General features: G+C 69.9%; 13 protein-coding genes and 6 pseudogenes. 11 read left to right on the top strand and 8 right to left on the bottom strand.

From position 1 onward, the window contains the following. On the bottom strand, nt 1–1,504 hold a 1,504-nt coding region (locus OG982_RS30485), incomplete at its 3' end, for an ice-binding family protein (RefSeq protein WP_266950188.1). A gap of 351 nt (nt 1,505–1,855) precedes the next feature. Here OG982_RS30485 and OG982_RS30480 point away from each other — a divergent pair. The 4 genes and pseudogenes from OG982_RS30480 (at nt 1,856) to OG982_RS30465 (ending at nt 5,683) form a co-directional block, all read left to right on the top strand. Then, nucleotides 1,856–2,104 (top strand): hypothetical protein, encoded by a 249-nt coding sequence (locus OG982_RS30480; protein ID WP_266794143.1) that lies wholly within the window; start codon nt 1,856–1,858, stop codon nt 2,102–2,104. A gap of 511 nt (nt 2,105–2,615) precedes the next feature. Continuing rightward, nucleotides 2,616–3,845 carry a PP2C family protein-serine/threonine phosphatase gene (locus OG982_RS30475; protein ID WP_266794142.1) on the top strand — a complete coding sequence of 410 codons (1,230 nt, stop codon included), beginning with the start codon at nt 2,616–2,618 and terminating at the stop codon, nt 3,843–3,845. Between the two features lie 208 nt (nt 3,846–4,053). Further along, nucleotides 4,054–4,341: pseudogene (locus OG982_RS30470) on the top strand (HNH endonuclease); the annotation flags it as partial. A 694-nt stretch (nt 4,342–5,035) separates the two neighbouring features. Beyond that, entirely contained in the window at nt 5,036–5,683 is a 648-nt protein-coding gene (locus OG982_RS30465) for a hypothetical protein (protein ID WP_266794141.1), read from the top strand. Between the two features lie 9 nt (nt 5,684–5,692). On the opposite strand, the pseudogene OG982_RS30460 reads toward OG982_RS30465, so the two are convergent. After that, nucleotides 5,693–6,612 (bottom strand): annotated as a pseudogene (locus tag OG982_RS30460) (transposase); the annotation flags it as partial. Between the two features lie 619 nt (nt 6,613–7,231). Next, nucleotides 7,232–7,594 (bottom strand): annotated as a pseudogene (locus OG982_RS30455) (ATP-binding protein); the annotation flags it as partial. 156 nt (nt 7,595–7,750) lie between these two features. On the opposite strand from OG982_RS30455, the gene OG982_RS30450 reads away from it, so the two are divergent. Both OG982_RS30450 and OG982_RS30445 read left to right on the top strand, forming a co-directional pair. After that, nucleotides 7,751–8,104 carry a hypothetical protein gene (locus OG982_RS30450; protein WP_266794140.1) on the top strand — a complete coding sequence of 118 codons (354 nt, stop codon included), beginning with the start codon at nt 7,751–7,753 and terminating at the stop codon, nt 8,102–8,104. 92 nt (nt 8,105–8,196) lie between these two features. After that, nucleotides 8,197–8,439 (top strand): hypothetical protein, encoded by a 243-nt coding sequence (locus OG982_RS30445; protein WP_266950186.1) that lies wholly within the window; start codon nt 8,197–8,199, stop codon nt 8,437–8,439. A gap of 118 nt (nt 8,440–8,557) precedes the next feature. Here the strand turns inward: OG982_RS30445 and OG982_RS30440 are convergent, their stop codons facing one another. Further along, entirely contained in the window at nt 8,558–8,962 is a 405-nt protein-coding gene (locus OG982_RS30440) for a hypothetical protein (protein WP_266794138.1), read from the bottom strand. Nucleotides 8,963–8,966: 4 nt separating this feature from the next. Here OG982_RS30440 and OG982_RS30435 point away from each other — a divergent pair. Next, nucleotides 8,967–9,441 (top strand): annotated as a pseudogene (locus OG982_RS30435) (HTTM domain-containing protein); the annotation flags it as partial. Between the two features lie 99 nt (nt 9,442–9,540). Beyond that, a pseudogene (locus tag OG982_RS30430) lies at nt 9,541–10,788 on the top strand (IS3 family transposase). A 62-nt stretch (nt 10,789–10,850) separates the two neighbouring features. Here OG982_RS30430 and OG982_RS30425 read toward each other — a convergent pair. From OG982_RS30425 to OG982_RS30415, 3 genes are all read right to left on the bottom strand, one after another. Continuing rightward, complete coding sequence (locus OG982_RS30425) at nt 10,851–11,084, bottom strand: hypothetical protein (protein WP_266950184.1); 234 nt, start codon at nt 11,082–11,084, stop codon at nt 10,851–10,853. A gap of 225 nt (nt 11,085–11,309) precedes the next feature. Beyond that, the gene (locus OG982_RS30420; protein WP_266794136.1) at nt 11,310–11,498 is read right to left on the bottom strand and encodes a hypothetical protein; all 189 of its coding nucleotides are present in this window, start codon (nt 11,496–11,498) and stop codon (nt 11,310–11,312) included. 5 nt (nt 11,499–11,503) lie between these two features. Further along, entirely contained in the window at nt 11,504–12,079 is a 576-nt protein-coding gene (locus OG982_RS30415; protein ID WP_266794135.1) for a DUF5994 family protein, read from the bottom strand. Nucleotides 12,080–12,368: 289 nt separating this feature from the next. On the opposite strand from OG982_RS30415, the gene OG982_RS30410 reads away from it, so the two are divergent. Continuing rightward, entirely contained in the window at nt 12,369–12,845 is a 477-nt protein-coding gene (locus OG982_RS30410) for a DUF5994 family protein (RefSeq protein WP_266794134.1), read from the top strand. A 138-nt stretch (nt 12,846–12,983) separates the two neighbouring features. Here OG982_RS30410 and OG982_RS30405 read toward each other — a convergent pair. After that, a pseudogene (locus OG982_RS30405) lies at nt 12,984–13,810 on the bottom strand (PP2C family protein-serine/threonine phosphatase); the annotation flags it as partial. Between the two features lie 39 nt (nt 13,811–13,849). Between OG982_RS30405 and OG982_RS30400 the strand changes: the two are divergent. Next, nucleotides 13,850–14,074, top strand: coding sequence for a hypothetical protein (locus OG982_RS30400; RefSeq protein ID WP_266950189.1), 225 nt, complete (start codon nt 13,850–13,852; stop codon nt 14,072–14,074). A 210-nt stretch (nt 14,075–14,284) separates the two neighbouring features. After that, on the top strand, nt 14,285–14,413 hold the full coding sequence (locus OG982_RS30395) for a hypothetical protein (RefSeq protein ID WP_266794133.1): 129 nt from the start codon (nt 14,285–14,287) through the stop codon (nt 14,411–14,413). Nucleotides 14,414–14,699 lie beyond the last annotated feature (286 nt).

The following is a 14,699-nucleotide window of genomic DNA, read 5'->3' as shown; positions in this document are numbered from 1 at the left end:
TGGCGAAGAAGGCCGAGCCTCCGATGAAGGCCAGCGCGACTGCGGTGGCGGCCGCGATGCTCGCCTCGCTGCTTGAGCCGGTCGTGGCGAGGTTCTGCGAGGCCACCTTCGGCTGCCGGTCGGTGGCGGCGCTCACGGGGGCGAAGTTGACGCTCTTGGCGGTGTGGCCGGGGCGGAACTGACCCAGAGCGTCGTCGAGGCCACCGGGCAGGAAGTCGGCCCACGGGGGCTTGCCCTGGTCGTGGCCGGGCTTGCCGTGGTCGTCGGGGCCGTCGTGACCGTGGCCGGGCTTGCCGTGGTCGTCGTCGCGACCGTGGTCCTCGTCGCGACCGTGCTCGCCCTCGTGGCCCTCGTCGTCCTCGTCGTGACCGTGGTCGTGGTCGCCCGAGTCACCCTTCTCGCCCTTGTCACCGCGAGGCCCCTTGGGTCCTGCCGGTCCTGCGGGTCCTGCGGGTCCTGCGGGTCCTGCGGGTCCTGCGGGTCCGGCGGGTCCAGCAGGTCCCGCGGGTCCTACGGGTCCGGCAGAACCGGTGGGTCCGGCGGGGCCGGGAGCCCCGTCGGGGCCGGGTGCACCGGGTGCACCGGGTGCACCGGGTGCGCCGGGGCTGCCGGACGGGCCGGGGGAACCGGGTGCACCAGGGGCGCCGGGGCTACCGTCAGGACCGGGTGCACCGGGTGCACCGGGGCTGCCGGACGGGCCGGGGGAACCGGGTGCACCAGGGGCGCCGGGGCTACCGGACGGGCCAGGCGCGCCGGGGCTGCCGGACGGGCCAGGGGAGCCCGTCGGGCCGGGGGGGCCGGGCTCACCCGTCGGGCCGGGAGAGCCGGTGGGGCCGGGCGAGCCCGTCGGTCCGGGAGGTCCGGGCGGGCCGGGCGGGCCGGCGGCGCAGGTCGGCACCGTAATGGTGTTGTTGTCCATCGTGACCGCGGCCACACGCGCCAGGGCGCGGCCTTCGATCACGGCGCTGTTGTTCAGCGTGATGGACTGCATGGCCAGGATGGTGCCCTTGAACTGGGTGCTCGTGCCGAGGGTGGCGGCGCTGCCCACCTGCCAGAACACGTTGCAGGCATTGGCTCCGTTGATGAAGGCCACGGAACTCGACGAAGCCGTGGTCAGGGTCGAGGGGATCCGGAAGATGAAGACGGAGTTGGGGTCGTTCTGGCCGTCGAGGGTGACCGTCCCGGTGAGTTGCAGGGAGTCCGGGGACGCCGGGGCCGTGTAGACGCCGGGCGCCAGCGTCAGTCCGCCGATCTCGTCCGAAGCGAGAATGGTCCCGGGCCCCCGGCCTGCCGCGTCGTCGTAGGCGACGACGAGGTCGGACTTCGCCTGAGCGGCGGCGGCGTTGGGGGCCACGCGCGTCACTCCGTTGACGATGCCGGGCGGGAAGCCGGTCACCGACGTGCCCGGATAGAGGCCCAGGTCGCCGTTGATGACGGTGGGGTTCGTGTTGGTGACCGTCGAACCGGCCAGGACCCCGTAACTGGCGGTGGTCCCCAGCAACACGGGGGCTTCTGCGGCGTGGGCGAGGGTCGGGACCAGGGCGGCCGACGCCAGGAGCGTTGCGGGGAGGAGGGCAAAGGCTCCCCGTTTGAGCAGACTGCGTTGAGGGCTCGTGTCGGGTGGAGCCGACCGGATGACATCCAATGCCATAGCAGGACCTCTCTTGTTGCTGGTCAGGGCCGCCGGCCCGCTGCCTGTGCCGACACGCGGGCTCACCCCGGCAGGAGCGCAGATGCTCCGTGCCAGAGGTGGTGATGGGTCGTCACGTGGGAGCATTTCCGCATATTACGTCGTAATAGACTGCAAATCGGGAAAATGGTCTGCATGAGTGACGTGGCGTCAGGGGGTACATACGTGGCAGGCGCCGAGCCGCATCCGCAGTTCGACCGGCGCGCCTGGCTCCTCGCCCACGACAAGATCGGCATCCCCACCGCCCTTCCTGCGGTCACGCCGCCCGTGGCCAGCCCCCGCGGCCGTACGCGCACCGTGCGTCTCGACGACCCGGTGCTGGTCCTGGCGGACGACGTGGAGCGGGAGGACCGGCTGTCCGGCTGCTCCACCGTCGAGGACGTCGAAGCGCTGGTCGAACTGGCGGCTGGGTAGGCCGGGGCATCGGTCCACAGGCTGACCGCACCCGGCACGGTGCCGCCGGCGGTGCTCGGCGAGGTGCGGGCGATCGGCCGGTTCCAGTGGGGGTCGGGCGGCCTGCGCGTGACGCCGGCCTGGCCCGCCCGCCTGCGCGGCACCGCAAGCGCGGGCTCGGCGGGGCCGGTCCGCCACGGCCTTCCCTACGCAGGCCCCGAGGAAGAGTGCGTGTGTGCGTGTGCAGGCAGCACGACTGCGGCGGCATCGTCCCCGTGTCCCGGTGCCCGGGACACGGCAGCGCTGCGCGCGATGGAGTGGCACCCCGGAGGCGGGATCCGTTACACGGACCTGCGTCTGGGCCGCCTGGGGGCGAGGTCCGAGTCCGCCACCGTAAGCAGTTCGAACTGAGGGACGCGCCGTGGGCCGACATGCCGCGCTTGGCGTAATGAGGCACTCAAGCGGGCTTCCGAGGCCACGTTGTGCGCAGGCGTGACCGGGGTGGGGGCAGGAAGGATCGGCGAAGCGGGCTATGGGCGAGGAGATCGAGGAGGACCGGTCGGAGGGTTTCGGTGAGCGGCTGCTGGGCCTGCTGCTGGACCGGGCGCGGCTGCTGCCGCCGCAGCTGATCGCCCCGCTCATCGCGGAGGAGGTGGGCAGGGTCGGAGGCCGTGATGTCTCCATCCTGCTCCAGGACTACGCGCAGGAGCTGCTGGTGCCGCTTCCGGGCAAAAAGCTGCACGCCGGCCAGCCTGAATCGGTGATCGACTCACCCGCGGGCCGGGCTTTTCTGCGCGGGGTGGTCGTCGAAGTGCCGCAAGCCCGCGGTGGCGTGCGGATGTATCTGCCGCTGCTGGACGGCGGCGACACGGTGGGCGTGATGGCCCTCACCCTGGACACCGTCGGCGACGACGACCGGCGGCTGCTGAGCCGGCTCTCATGCCTGGTGGCCGACCTGCTGGTCACCAAGAACGCCTACACCGACCAGTTCTTCCAGGCCCGGCGCCGGGAGCCGATGAGCGTGTCCGCAGAGATCCAGTGGGGCCTGCTGCCGCCGCTGTCGATGGCCGTGCCGCAGGTGGAGGTGGCCGGCATGCTGGAGCCCGCCTACCGCGTCGCCGGAGACAGCTTCGACTACGCCCTCAACGACAACATCCTGCACGCCGCCGTGATCGACGCGATGGGCCACGGCGTGGAAGCCGCCACCATGGCAACCGTGGCCATCGGCGCCTACCGGCACGCCCGCCGCGTGTTCATCAGCCTGGCCGAGAAGTACGCGTTCATGGACGATGCCATCTCCCGGCTGTTCGGCCCCGACCGGTTCGTCACAGCGCAGTTGATGCACATCAACGTCGCCACCGGTGCGATGGAGCTGGTCAACGCGGGCCACCCCGCACCGCTGCTGATCCGCGACGGGCACGTCGTGCGGCAGCTGGAGAGCGCGACGACGCTGCCCGTCGGTTTCGGCGGTGAGGAGCCCCGGATCAGAGAGCACACACTCCAGCAAGGCGACCGCGTGCTGTGCTATACCGACGGCATCATCGAGGAGCACGTCGCCGGCGGGGAGCTGTTCGGCGAAGAACGCCTCATCCGCTGCGTCAACCGCCTGGGGGAGGAACCCTCACAAGGACTGCGGGCGGACCTACGCCGGCTCTCCCACATGCTGAAGAGCGAACGGGGCGGGCACACCAGCGACGACGCCACCCTCTTCATGATCGAATGGCGCGGGGGCGCCGCCGACCACCTCGCGGTCCTTGGCTGAGCGCCCCGCGATGGAGTGCCATCCCGGATGCGGGAGCCGCTGCACGGGCTTGCTTCTGGACCGCCTGGTGGGAGCGGCAGAGTCCCGGCAGAAGGGGGGTAGGTCTGCGCGCCGGATGTTCGTCCTCGCTGTCACTAAGTCACAAGGGACAGATCTGGGGCCCTTTGAGGGCGGGAATACCGCACGCTTCGAATGACGCTCCCCGCCAGCTGGCGCCAGTTCGTGGACCGCGCAGCGGCGTGAGGCGTACGCGAACGACCAGGGCCAGCTGTCCTCCCTGGTGGCGGTAACGGCGCGGTCGAACCGGCAGAAGGCGGATCAGGATCCGGCGGAGTGGCTGCCGCCGGCGCCGGATGCGCTGTGCCGCTACGGTGCGGAATGGACTGCGACGAAGCTGCGCTGGGGCCTGGCGGTGGACGAGCTGGAGCGGGACCGGCTGCTGGATATCGCGGCGGGCTGCGGCGACACCGATGTGGAGTTCACCCCCGCTGCGTAACAAGGCGGCAGGGTCGAGGGCCGTCACCCGCCAGAGGCGGCGGCCCATTCGCATGCTCGAGAATCACCCGGAATCACACGTCTGAGTCCCAGCAAACCGCCCGCCTTCGCGTCCGGCGGCCGCCGAAGGCGGGCGGGAGACTGGATGGCGCCGAGTATCGAATTTCCCTTGGCGCCGGATACCGCCCTTCTCGGCCGCCCTCAGCATCACCCCGACGCTGTCTGCTCGCACTGCTGCGGGTGCATGCTCTTGGCGGCGTGGCCGCTGGGGAAGGGAAGCAGATGCGGGTTCGGGCAAGGGGGAGACGGCAGCGCCGTCCCGGTTTGTATGGGCTGCGGTACTCGGCGTCAGATCGCCGGGTCCTAGACGCCGTTGAAGAGCGCGAGTTCCAGCAGGTCGCAGGGCCCGACTCGGGCCACCCGATGCGGGACGAGAGGACTCGACCAACGGGTCGCGCGCCTCAGGTCCGCTGCCGGCCCGGGTAAAGAAGGACCCGGCCGCCGCCCCTGCCGTGATCACCCACCTGCACGAGGCCCCTTACCCATCCCTGAACGGGTGACGAACCCTCAGCTCTGTCGGCCTGCCCCGTGGAGCAGACGTGGACATCGCCTCCGTGCCTCCCGCACGCTCCACGATGAGATCATCGGACTTGAACTGAACGTGCACGGAGGGGCAGAGCGTGAGCCAGGGGCGAGTGACGTACGAAGTGATGACCAAGGTGTCCCCGCCTGCGGTCGTCATGAGCGGTCAGGACGAGCAGGTGTCCGGAGCGGTCCGGCTCTACCGTGATGTCAACGCCCCCACGCTGGACCGACGCCGCTCCGTTCGAGCCTTCCACATCGTTCCGGACGGCCAGGCGCCGGCCGCCCGCGTATTCACCGAGCAGGCCCTGGGGTCGCGCCTGAGCGGCCGCCCCGCCGTCTACCGTGTCGAGGACCCGCTCGGCGTGCCGCTTGGGCGGATCACACTGCGGCGCCGCCGTTGGCTTGGCTTTGGCCGGATGCTGTGGACTGTGGAGCCGTCGGCGGGTCCCGTGCTCCGCGGCTACCGAGGCCGTCTCGTGTGGTGGGCGTTGTGGTGGCCCCTCGGCCTTCCCGTCAGCCTGCTGTGCCTGGTCTTTTCCATCCTGGGCGAGGGTGACGGCGGGTTCGGCTCACCCCGGCGCATCATATGGCGCGACGGCTCAGGCCGGGCCCACCTCGTCTTCCGCGGTATGGAGGCTGAAGACTTCCAGGTACTCGTTCCTGGCTGGGACTCCCGCCTGATCACCGGCCTCGTGGCTCTTCACCAGGCGTTCGAGCCATCGGAGGAAGCGGGAGCCGCAGGCTGGTACGGACGCTGAGCTTGACGTTCATGGTCGGCTGGCCTGGTGTTCCTTGATCGACTCGGCGCGTTTGACCGTCTTGCCGACGTCGTGGCGCTTGGCGCGGTGCTTGTTCTTCGAGCCGGGAGGGCGTCCCGGGCCTGGCCGGGACGGTTTCGGTGCGGCCGTCGGACAGGCTGCCGTCGCGCGGACGTTGCGAATCGTTCCCAGGGGCGACGCAGGTCCTCGGCAAGGGGCCGGGCGAGGCGGAGCTGGGTGTGGGCGGCGATGATGAGCCAGGTCCACAGGTCGGCGGTGTCCGCGTGGCGGACCCTCGGGGACGTCCAGCCGAGTGTCTGCTTCATCAGCCGAAAGGTGTGCTCGAGATCGAACCTGCGAAGGAACGACTGCCACCAGCGGTCCACGTCCGTCGGCATGGCGGCGGTCGCCGAGCACCACAGCCAGACTGGCTGCGGGTCGCGGTCGCCCGGCAGGCGCTCGACCTTCAGTCGCACCAACGTGCCGTGCAGAACGGGCAGTTCCTCTTCGGCGTGTTCCAGTCAGGGTCCGCGGTGGGTGAGTCTGGGGTGCATCCGGTCCCAGGCCATCGCCTCCGCCTTGCCGTAGCGGGTGGTGTCCGTAGCGGTGGTGACGTCGGGTTGTGTCAACTGTCGGGCTTGGCGAAGGTGAGGACGCCGCCGTGCCGGCGGGGACGGCCGCCCTTCGGGCCGCAACGTGGGGGCCTGCGTCGCGGAGCATGACGCGGTCCGAGCGCAGGCGTCCGACCAGCACGACGGGCAGGTCCGTCAGCGCGCGGGCGAGGTAGGCGACGTCGTAGCCGGCATCCATCATGATCAGGATCTCGGGGTCGCCCGGCTGCCAGTGCCCGGCCTGCGTCAACGCTCGACGACGTCGCGTAGTTGGGCGGCCGTGATGGCGGTCGCATCGTCCGCGGGGCCCAGGCGCACGGCGCCCCGCTCGATAGCAGTCCCCGCCCTTGGCCGCGGTTCGAGTGCCGTGAGTGCGGTGGGGCCTGTCCACGGACAGTGGGACATTCGGGTGAGCGGACAGCTCAGGTCCTTTGCTGGCGGACAGTTGATCTCCCTGTCCGGTATGACAATTCACCGCGCGTGCGGCTCAACGTTTGGGTAGCTGGCGTGGGGGTATCGGGCGGACGACGCCTGGCAGGAGGTTGAGAAGCAGGTTGTCACGGTGCCCGCTTCTTCATCCATGACGTGTCCTCGCCGGTGTGCCCGAGAGATCCCGCCTCCCAAGCCCGCGCATCGCGGCGAGCATCCCGTACATCGCGCCACATGGCTGTTCCATCGCGGATGCGACTCCTGCGTCGTCGTGCTCTCCAGTCGATCCAGGAGGCGAGCGCGAGAATCAATATGAGAGGCACCAGGAAGATCCACATGACCTAAATGGTGCCGTGGCTCAGCAACGCTGGCCAGGTGCAGACCGGGAGACAACGCGGGAACTCGATTGCCGTGACGGGACCTTGACGTGCCCAGTCGGGAGCCTCCTGCGCCTTTCCGGTTCAGATGCAGGCTTGAGGGAGCTTCCTCACGGCTGGCGGTCGATCCCTCACGACGGCGCCAGCGGGACGACGCCCTGGCCGGTGGTGGCCTGGGTCAGCCGCAGGCTGGAGCCTTCGGTGAGGACGATGTGTGCGGGGTGCAGGAGCCGGTCGACGGCGGCCGTGACCAGTGTCTTGGGCATGATCGAGTCGAAGCCTGAGGGGTGCAGGTTCGAGGTGACGATCACGGACCGGCGTTCGTAGGCGGCGTCGATGACGCGGTAGAACGCCTCGGCGGCGGCCTGCCCGGACGGCAGCATGCCGATGTCGTCGATGACGATGAGGTCGCACCGGTTGATCTTCGCGACGGCGTTGGAGACGGTGTTGTCGACGGTCGCCCGCCCCAGGTGGGCCGTGAGCAATTCGAGGGTGAGCGTTTTCTGCCTCTTATAGGACCTGTGCGACGGTTCGGCGCCCGATATCGTCCCGGATTCGGCTGGGGCGTATGAGTATCCGCACTCATGCCGTCGGGTGGTAGACGGGCAAGGATGTGCGGGTCCCTGACCTCGATTCACCGGAGGCCTTCGATGCGTTCGACGCACCTGGCTCGTGTGGTGCCCGCGTATCCGTACGGTCCGCCGGCGCCCCGGCGGCGTCGCCCGTACGGCGGGTGGTACGCCGTACCGGCCGTCATGACGTTCGGTGCGCTGCTGTTGTCTCTCTACGGTGTCCTGTGGGGCCTGGCTGCGAGGGCGGGCAAGCACATCGTGTGTGACTCGACCACGAGCTGCGCGGCGTCCCCGTACGAGGCGGACTACACCGCTCCCGGGTGGCCTGGCTGGACGTTCGTCACAGCCGGGGCGCTGTTCGCCCTGGCGCTGCTGGTGTGCGCGGGACTGTTCGCGGCCCGCCGCAGCAGGCTCTCGCGGGTGACGGCGTGAATGACAACGCTGGGAAGGAGGAGACCAGACCGCCCGTCAACCGACGGGCACGGCTCAGCACATACTTCGCCCTGGGCGGCGTCGCACTCCTGATGAGCTTCCTGACCCTCTACGGCTGGGTGTTTCCGCAGCTCACCTTGACCGGGGCGGTGGTGTGCGCGCTGTTCGCCGTGGTCGCCGGCCACGTCGGTCGCCTGCGTCGGCGACGGGACGGCCGGGGCATGGCGCTGCTGGGCATCGTCAGCGGCTGGCTCGTGCTCCTCACCTGCGCGACGCTCACCACCGTCGTCCTCGTCGTCTTCGGCGGGCTCGCGGCCCTGATGGACCGGCCCTAGCGGTGTGACCGGGGTCGGGGTACCGGCCGCACGATGCTCGGCCAGCGGTCGCGTGCCAGGAGGGTGAAGGCCTCGATGAGGGCGCTGACGGTGACCACGCCGGTGGCCTGCCACCGCGCTAGAGGTCCGGGAGCTGGAAGAGCCGACTCAGGAACCGGCCCGGCCACGAGTAGAGCGCGCCACAGAACGTCAGGTTCCTGCTGCAGGCGGCCTCCAGCAGGATCGCAAGGCCGATGTCCATGCCGTCCGCCTGACCCTGCCAGGTGCCCGTGATCCGGCGCGGGACGTGCCACTGCGAGCGGGTCACCGTCACGGCGGCGCCGTCACGTCGAAGCTCGTGCCTCAGCCGCCCGCCCACGGACAGGTACCGGTACGACCGTCCGGCAACCTCGATCCGCAGGGCGCGGCCGTGCGGGCTCACGGCCAGGCTCCGTCGCTTCACCTTGGCATTCCAGCCATCGGCGTGCAGGTCCATGTCGGCCAAGCGCGGCCGGCCGCGGAAGGCGTTGCCTCGGAAGATCATGGACGGAGGCGGCACCGCTCTCCACTGCGCCCTGAACCTCGAACTCTTCCAGCCCTGGCCCGCGCTCTCCCACCTCGTGGACGAGTACCCGATGGTGATCGCGATCGCCAGCTACCTGACGGTGCTCCTGCAGGTCGCCTTCCCGTTCGTGCTCTTCGGCAGGCTCAAGTACCCCGTCCTGACGGTACTGCTGGGCATGCACATCGGCATCGCAGTGCTCCTGGGACTGCCTCTCTTCTCCGGGGCGATGATCATCGCGGACGCCGTGTTCCTTCCCGACCGCTTCTACGCCTTCCTGCCTCGCCTGTGGCGACACGCAGCACGGCGCACAGGGGTGTGGCGGCCGAGCGGCGGGATCCGCATCGGTACCTCCGCAGGGCAGGCCCAGCGAACCCAGCCCGAAGCATCGAGCCACTCCGGCAGGGCAGCAGGGCACTGCGCTTGCGTCCTCGATCTTGGGGACTCGGAAACCCGGCTGAGAGCACTGATCGGCTACCCGCGTCCCAGGGGCCTCCCCCTGAGTGGTGGACACGCTGATACTGGATCTGCTTGATCCGGAGGAAGCGAGAAGACCGCCGATGGCGATGAAGGACTATTCGGACGAGTTCAAGGCCGATGCCGTGGCCTTGTACGAGTCCACACCCGGGGGCGACCTACAAGGGCATCGCCGCTGACCTGGGTGTCAACCGGGCGACCCTGCGTGAGTGGGTACTGCGGGACCGCGAACGCCGTGGCGTCGCTGTTGCCCCGTCTGCGGGTGGGACGCCGGCGGCCCGGGCCGGACAGGCGGCATCGTCCGTCGGGCCGGACGAGCGGATCCGGCGGCTGGAGGCTCGGGTGGCCGAGCTTGAGGCGAGTGAGCGCAAGCTCGCCACCGAGCGGGACATACTCCGCAAGGCGGCGAAGTATTTCGCCGGAGAGACGAACTGGTGAGGAGCCGCTTTCAGTTCGTTGACGACCACCGGAACACCTACGAGGTGAAGCGGCTCTGCCAAGTCCTGGACGTGAACCGGTCCAGCTACTACAAGTGGCTGAACAGCGCGGATGCCCGGGCTGCCCGGCAGCGGGAGGACCGGATCCTGGCCGAGGAGATCCGCGAGGTCCATGGCGAGTCCGGCGGCGCCTACGGCTCCCCGCGAGTGGCCGCCGAGCTCCGTGAGAAGGGGTGGCGGGTCAACGAGATGCGGGTTGCCCGGGTGATGCGAACGTTCCGCATCACCGGTATCCGCCTGCGCAGACGCGTCCGCACCACCGTCCCCGATCCGGCCGCCTCACCGGTTCCGGACCTGTTCCAGCGGGACTTCACCGCCACTGAGCCCGGGCGGAAGTACATGGGCGACATCACGTATCTCCCTCTTGCAGGTGGGGAGTTCCTCTATCTCGCGACCGTACTGGACTGCTTCAGCCGCAAAGTCGTCGGCTGGTCCATTGCCGACCACATGCGCACCAGTCTGGTCGCCGACGCACTACGGATGGCAGCCGCGACCCGCGGCCGCCTGGACGGCGCCGTGTTCCACTCCGACCACGGGGCGCAATACGGATCCCGGGTCTTCGCCGGCCTCTGCGATCAAGCCGGGGTCACCCGGTCGATGGGCGCGGTCGGCACCAGCGCCGACAACGCGGCCAGCGAAAGCTTCCACGCGTCCCTGAAACGCGAGACCCTCCAGGGAGCCCGCGACTACGGCGACGCCGGCACCTGTCGCAGGACCGTCTTCGCCTGGCTGACCCGCTACAACACCCGCCGCCGGTACTCCGCCAACGGCCACCTCAGCCCCAACGAATACGAACGCCGACACCACAACGCTAAACTCACGCTCGCCGCGTGATCAATACCCGCGTGCCCGCCTTCACGGGGGAAGGCCCCCAGGCCTCACGTGCGTGAGGGGATTCAGCCGTGCTCTTCCTCCTCGGACTCCAAGTGCAGGATTCCCTCGTGGGTGAGGGTGACCATCGCGGGAGTGTTGCCGGGTTCCCAGTCGACGGTGATCAGTCCTTCGCCCGCCAGGTAGGTGCAGGCGGCGGCGAGGTCCTGTTCTGGTACGTGGAGGTCGCGCCGCAGCTGTGCTCCGGTGATATCGAGGAGGCGGTTGCCTTCGACGGCTTCGTACAGGACCCGGAGCACCTTGTCGCGGTAGGTCTTGCGTTCGCGCAGTGTGGCCGTGACCGCGTCTTTCGTGTGTGGGGCGGGGTGGGCTCCGGGGCCGGTCGGGGCTTCTCAGATCTCGTCGGTACCGGCCGGGGTCCTACGCGGAGGTGGGTGTTGCCGTCGTGGGCGGGTGAGGAGGCCTGCGGAGCGGGGCGCCGAGGCGTCCCGCCCGCTGCCCCCGGTCGGAGGAAGGTCTGTTCCTCACTGGTCGGCACCCGGGTGGTGGGCTCGACGACCGGTGTCGTCCGGCAGGCCGGGGGGCCTCGGCCGGGGGTCGCTGAAGCGGTAGGCCTCGATCCGTGCGTCGTGCTGGGCGTTCAGCAGGTGGATCCAGCGCATTCCGATGCCGATCATGAGGATGATCACTGCGATGAGGACGATGGTCTCCACGGAGCTCACCTCCAGCCGTTTCCGGGCAGCGGCAGGGCGGACCGGCCCATCGGCTCCCCGAAGGGGGACATGCAGGCCCCGCCTTCGCCCTCCCAGATGTCTTCCCGGCGGCGGGCGTCGCCGATGCTGCGCCCGATGACGGTCTCGTTGGCCATCAGAACGCCTGCGGCCAGGACGCTGCCCGGGATCGCGGCGGCGGCCATCAGCCGGGCCGCTGCCGCGGGCTCGGTCTCGGGCGGGATCACCAGGAGGTCCCATCGGCCGACGGTGTAGGAGAGCAGGATCAGCTTGTCGGGGTCCTGTTCGGTGAACCAGCCCACGTGCAGCATGCGTCCGGCCATGGGAACCGTGTGCGGTACGGCAGGCCAGCGGCTGGGGTTCACGCTGACGCGCGTGATGCGCCCCCAGGGCTCGTCGAGTGCGGCGGCCAAGGCCGGGAGCTCGGATGCGAGGTCACGGGAGCGGGGCCACCAGGCACCGTCCAGCAGGCCGGCAAGGTTGGTCTTCGGGGTGAGGGACAAGCGGGCCGGGAGCTCTGCGGCGAGGTCGCGGGGCGCGGTCCGGTCGAAGATGGTGGTCATGATGCGGACCTGCCCCCGGACTGCCCGTCGGCAGCCCGGTTTTTAGGCGATCGCCGGAAACGACACCCGCGTGAAAGCCGGTGCGCGAAGTACTTCCGGTGCTTTCACTGTACGCCTGTTCGCAGGACTCTGACGGGTCTGACCAGGTATTTTCCGGCAGAGGCGCTGTGGAGAGCGGCGGTGCGGACGGCGGGAGTACCGTGAAACGACGGCAGGCTAGCGTACGTCGCAGGTCGGGCACCCGACCTGCGACGAGGCCCGGCCGCACCCCGTTGACAGGCGGATCCACATGGCTGACTCCGACATTCCTCACAGGCCATCACTGCTCCTGCCGGATGCGATCCACCAGGCGGTCAAACCTGGCACGGCGCTGCTTCGGCTGGAGACCACGCAGTCCCGGGAGGGGCTCCTGGACGGCGCGTGGTGGCCCCGCACCCGCAACATCGAGACCGAACTGCCTGCGCTGATCAGCGTGTTGACCGGGCATCTCGGGCCGATCACCCGCGTGGGCGTGGACGCTTCCGCCTGGAACGGCCTCCCGACCCGTCTGGTCATCGACGACCAGGTCGTGCACCTCGACTCCGACCCGGTCGGCGACGACACCGTCCTCATCACCCGCGGCCACAACGACCACTTCGTCCTGCTGGTGGTTCCCCCCGACACCACCGCCGACGCCGCCCGCGAAGCGATGGCCCGCGCCGTCCGCGCCGACAACATCACCGAGGCCGCCCAGCTCGTCATCGCCACCACACCCGAACCTGAATAGGAGCAGGTCGTTGACCTGGGAGTTCACTGAAGAGTGAATGGCCAGACCGGCCGGGCACTCCATACGCCTGGCCGACGGACGTCACGTCCCCGACCACAGCCAGTAAGCACGCACGAGAGAGGGTTGACGTCGGGGCGTTCAGTCGAGAACCGCGAGGTGGTCGGCGGCGCCTCCGCGCCATTCGATCATGAAGAGGGTGGCGTCGTCGCTGGTGTGTCCGCCTCGTTCGCTCTTCAGCGTGTGGGAGAGCCTGCGCAGGTCTGCCCGCATCCCCTCCGACGGGTTTTCCCCGAGGCGGTTGACGCAGCGGATGAGGCGTTCCTCGCCGAACAGTTCCCCGCCGGTGACGTGTTCTTCGATGATGCCGTCGGTGTAGCAGAGCACGCGGTCGCCGGGCTGGAGTGTGTGCTCTCTGATGCGGGGTTCCTCGCCGCCGAAGCCGACGGGCAGGGTTGTTGCGCTGTCCAGCTGCCGCAGGACCCTGCCGTCGCGGATCAGGAGCGGCGCGGGGTGGCCCGCGTTGACCAGCTCCAGCTCGCCGGTGGTGATGTTCAGGTGCATCAGCTGGGCGGTGACGAAGTGGTCGGGACCGAACTGCCGGGAGATGGCGTCGTCCATGTACGTGTACTTCTCGGCCAGGCTAACGAAGACGCGCCGGGCATTCCGGTAGGCGCCGATCGCCACCGTCGCCATCACGGCGGCGTTCAGGCCGTGGCCCATCGCGTCGATCACAGCCACGTGCAGGATGTTGTCGTTGAGGGCGTAGTCGAAGCTGTCACCGGCGACGCGGTAGGCGGGCTCCAGCATTCCGGCCACCGCGACCTGCGGCACGGTCATCGTCAGCGGCGGCAACAGGCCCCACTGGATCTCCGCCGACACGCTCATCGGCTCCCGGCGCCGAGCCAGGAGAACTGGTCGGTATAGGCGCTCTCGGTGACCAGCAGGTCGGCGACGCGGCCACGCCGGCCGTATCTGGCCCCGGCGGCCGTACGCACGCCGTCGCCGTGCTGCACCTCGCGGACGACGCGCAGGGGACGGACCGCCTGTCCGGCTGGGCCAAGGAGGACGACGCCGATGCGCTGGCCGAACTGGGGGACGGGCCGGTGGAGGTGAGTGTGAAGCGGCTGACCGTCGCCGGGTCCGCGCCGCTGGTGGTGCTCGGGGGGAGGCGGGATCGGTTGCGCTGCCCTGCTCCTGGGCCGCCTGGTCTAGCGGCAGCCATGGGTTGAGCGCCGGCGGCTGTACCCGCTGGGCCCCGAGGCGTGCGCGGGGGCAGTGACCTTGCGGCAGCGCGGTCCGTTGGGGAGGGCACGACGGGGGTGTCAGGCGCCTCGGCGGCTGCCGGGCGGGGAGAGTCTGCAGGGTCGGCCGGTCTTGGTTGGGCCACGGCCGGTCCGGCAGGCATCGATCCCCGGGCCCGGGAGACGGTTGAGCACATCGTGCGGGCGGTCCGTGACGGCGACGAGGCCCGCATCCGCACGCTGCTGGCCGACTTTGCGGCCGTGGCGGACATGGCGGCCTTGCTGTACCTGCGCGAGCGCTTGTGCCCGCCGCTGCCGCGGCACTGACGTCGGTCCCGCCACCGGACGGGGTGGCGGGACCGACACACGGATACCGACCCGGGCTGCTCTGCCTGGTGTCACACAGGCGGGGTGGGGCACCGGGCAGGGTCCGGTTAGTGTCGCTGCAGCCCGTGCCGATATGGCCTGCGCGGGTCAGGCCCGGTGCCCACCCGTTGGGGGCAGTACCGCCGGGCCGACCCATCCCCTTTGTCCTCTGGTTGCGGTAGTGGCGTCACGGTGTGACGTCTCCTGTACGGGATTGGCGTCGGCGCCAGGCTCGTGTCCTGCACCG

This window comes from Streptomyces sp. NBC_01551 (genome assembly GCF_026339935.1).
Classification (GTDB): domain Bacteria; phylum Actinomycetota; class Actinomycetes; order Streptomycetales; family Streptomycetaceae; genus Streptomyces.
Note: the sequence above shows the minus strand (reverse complement) of the source record. Positions and strands in the feature narration are given on the sequence as shown.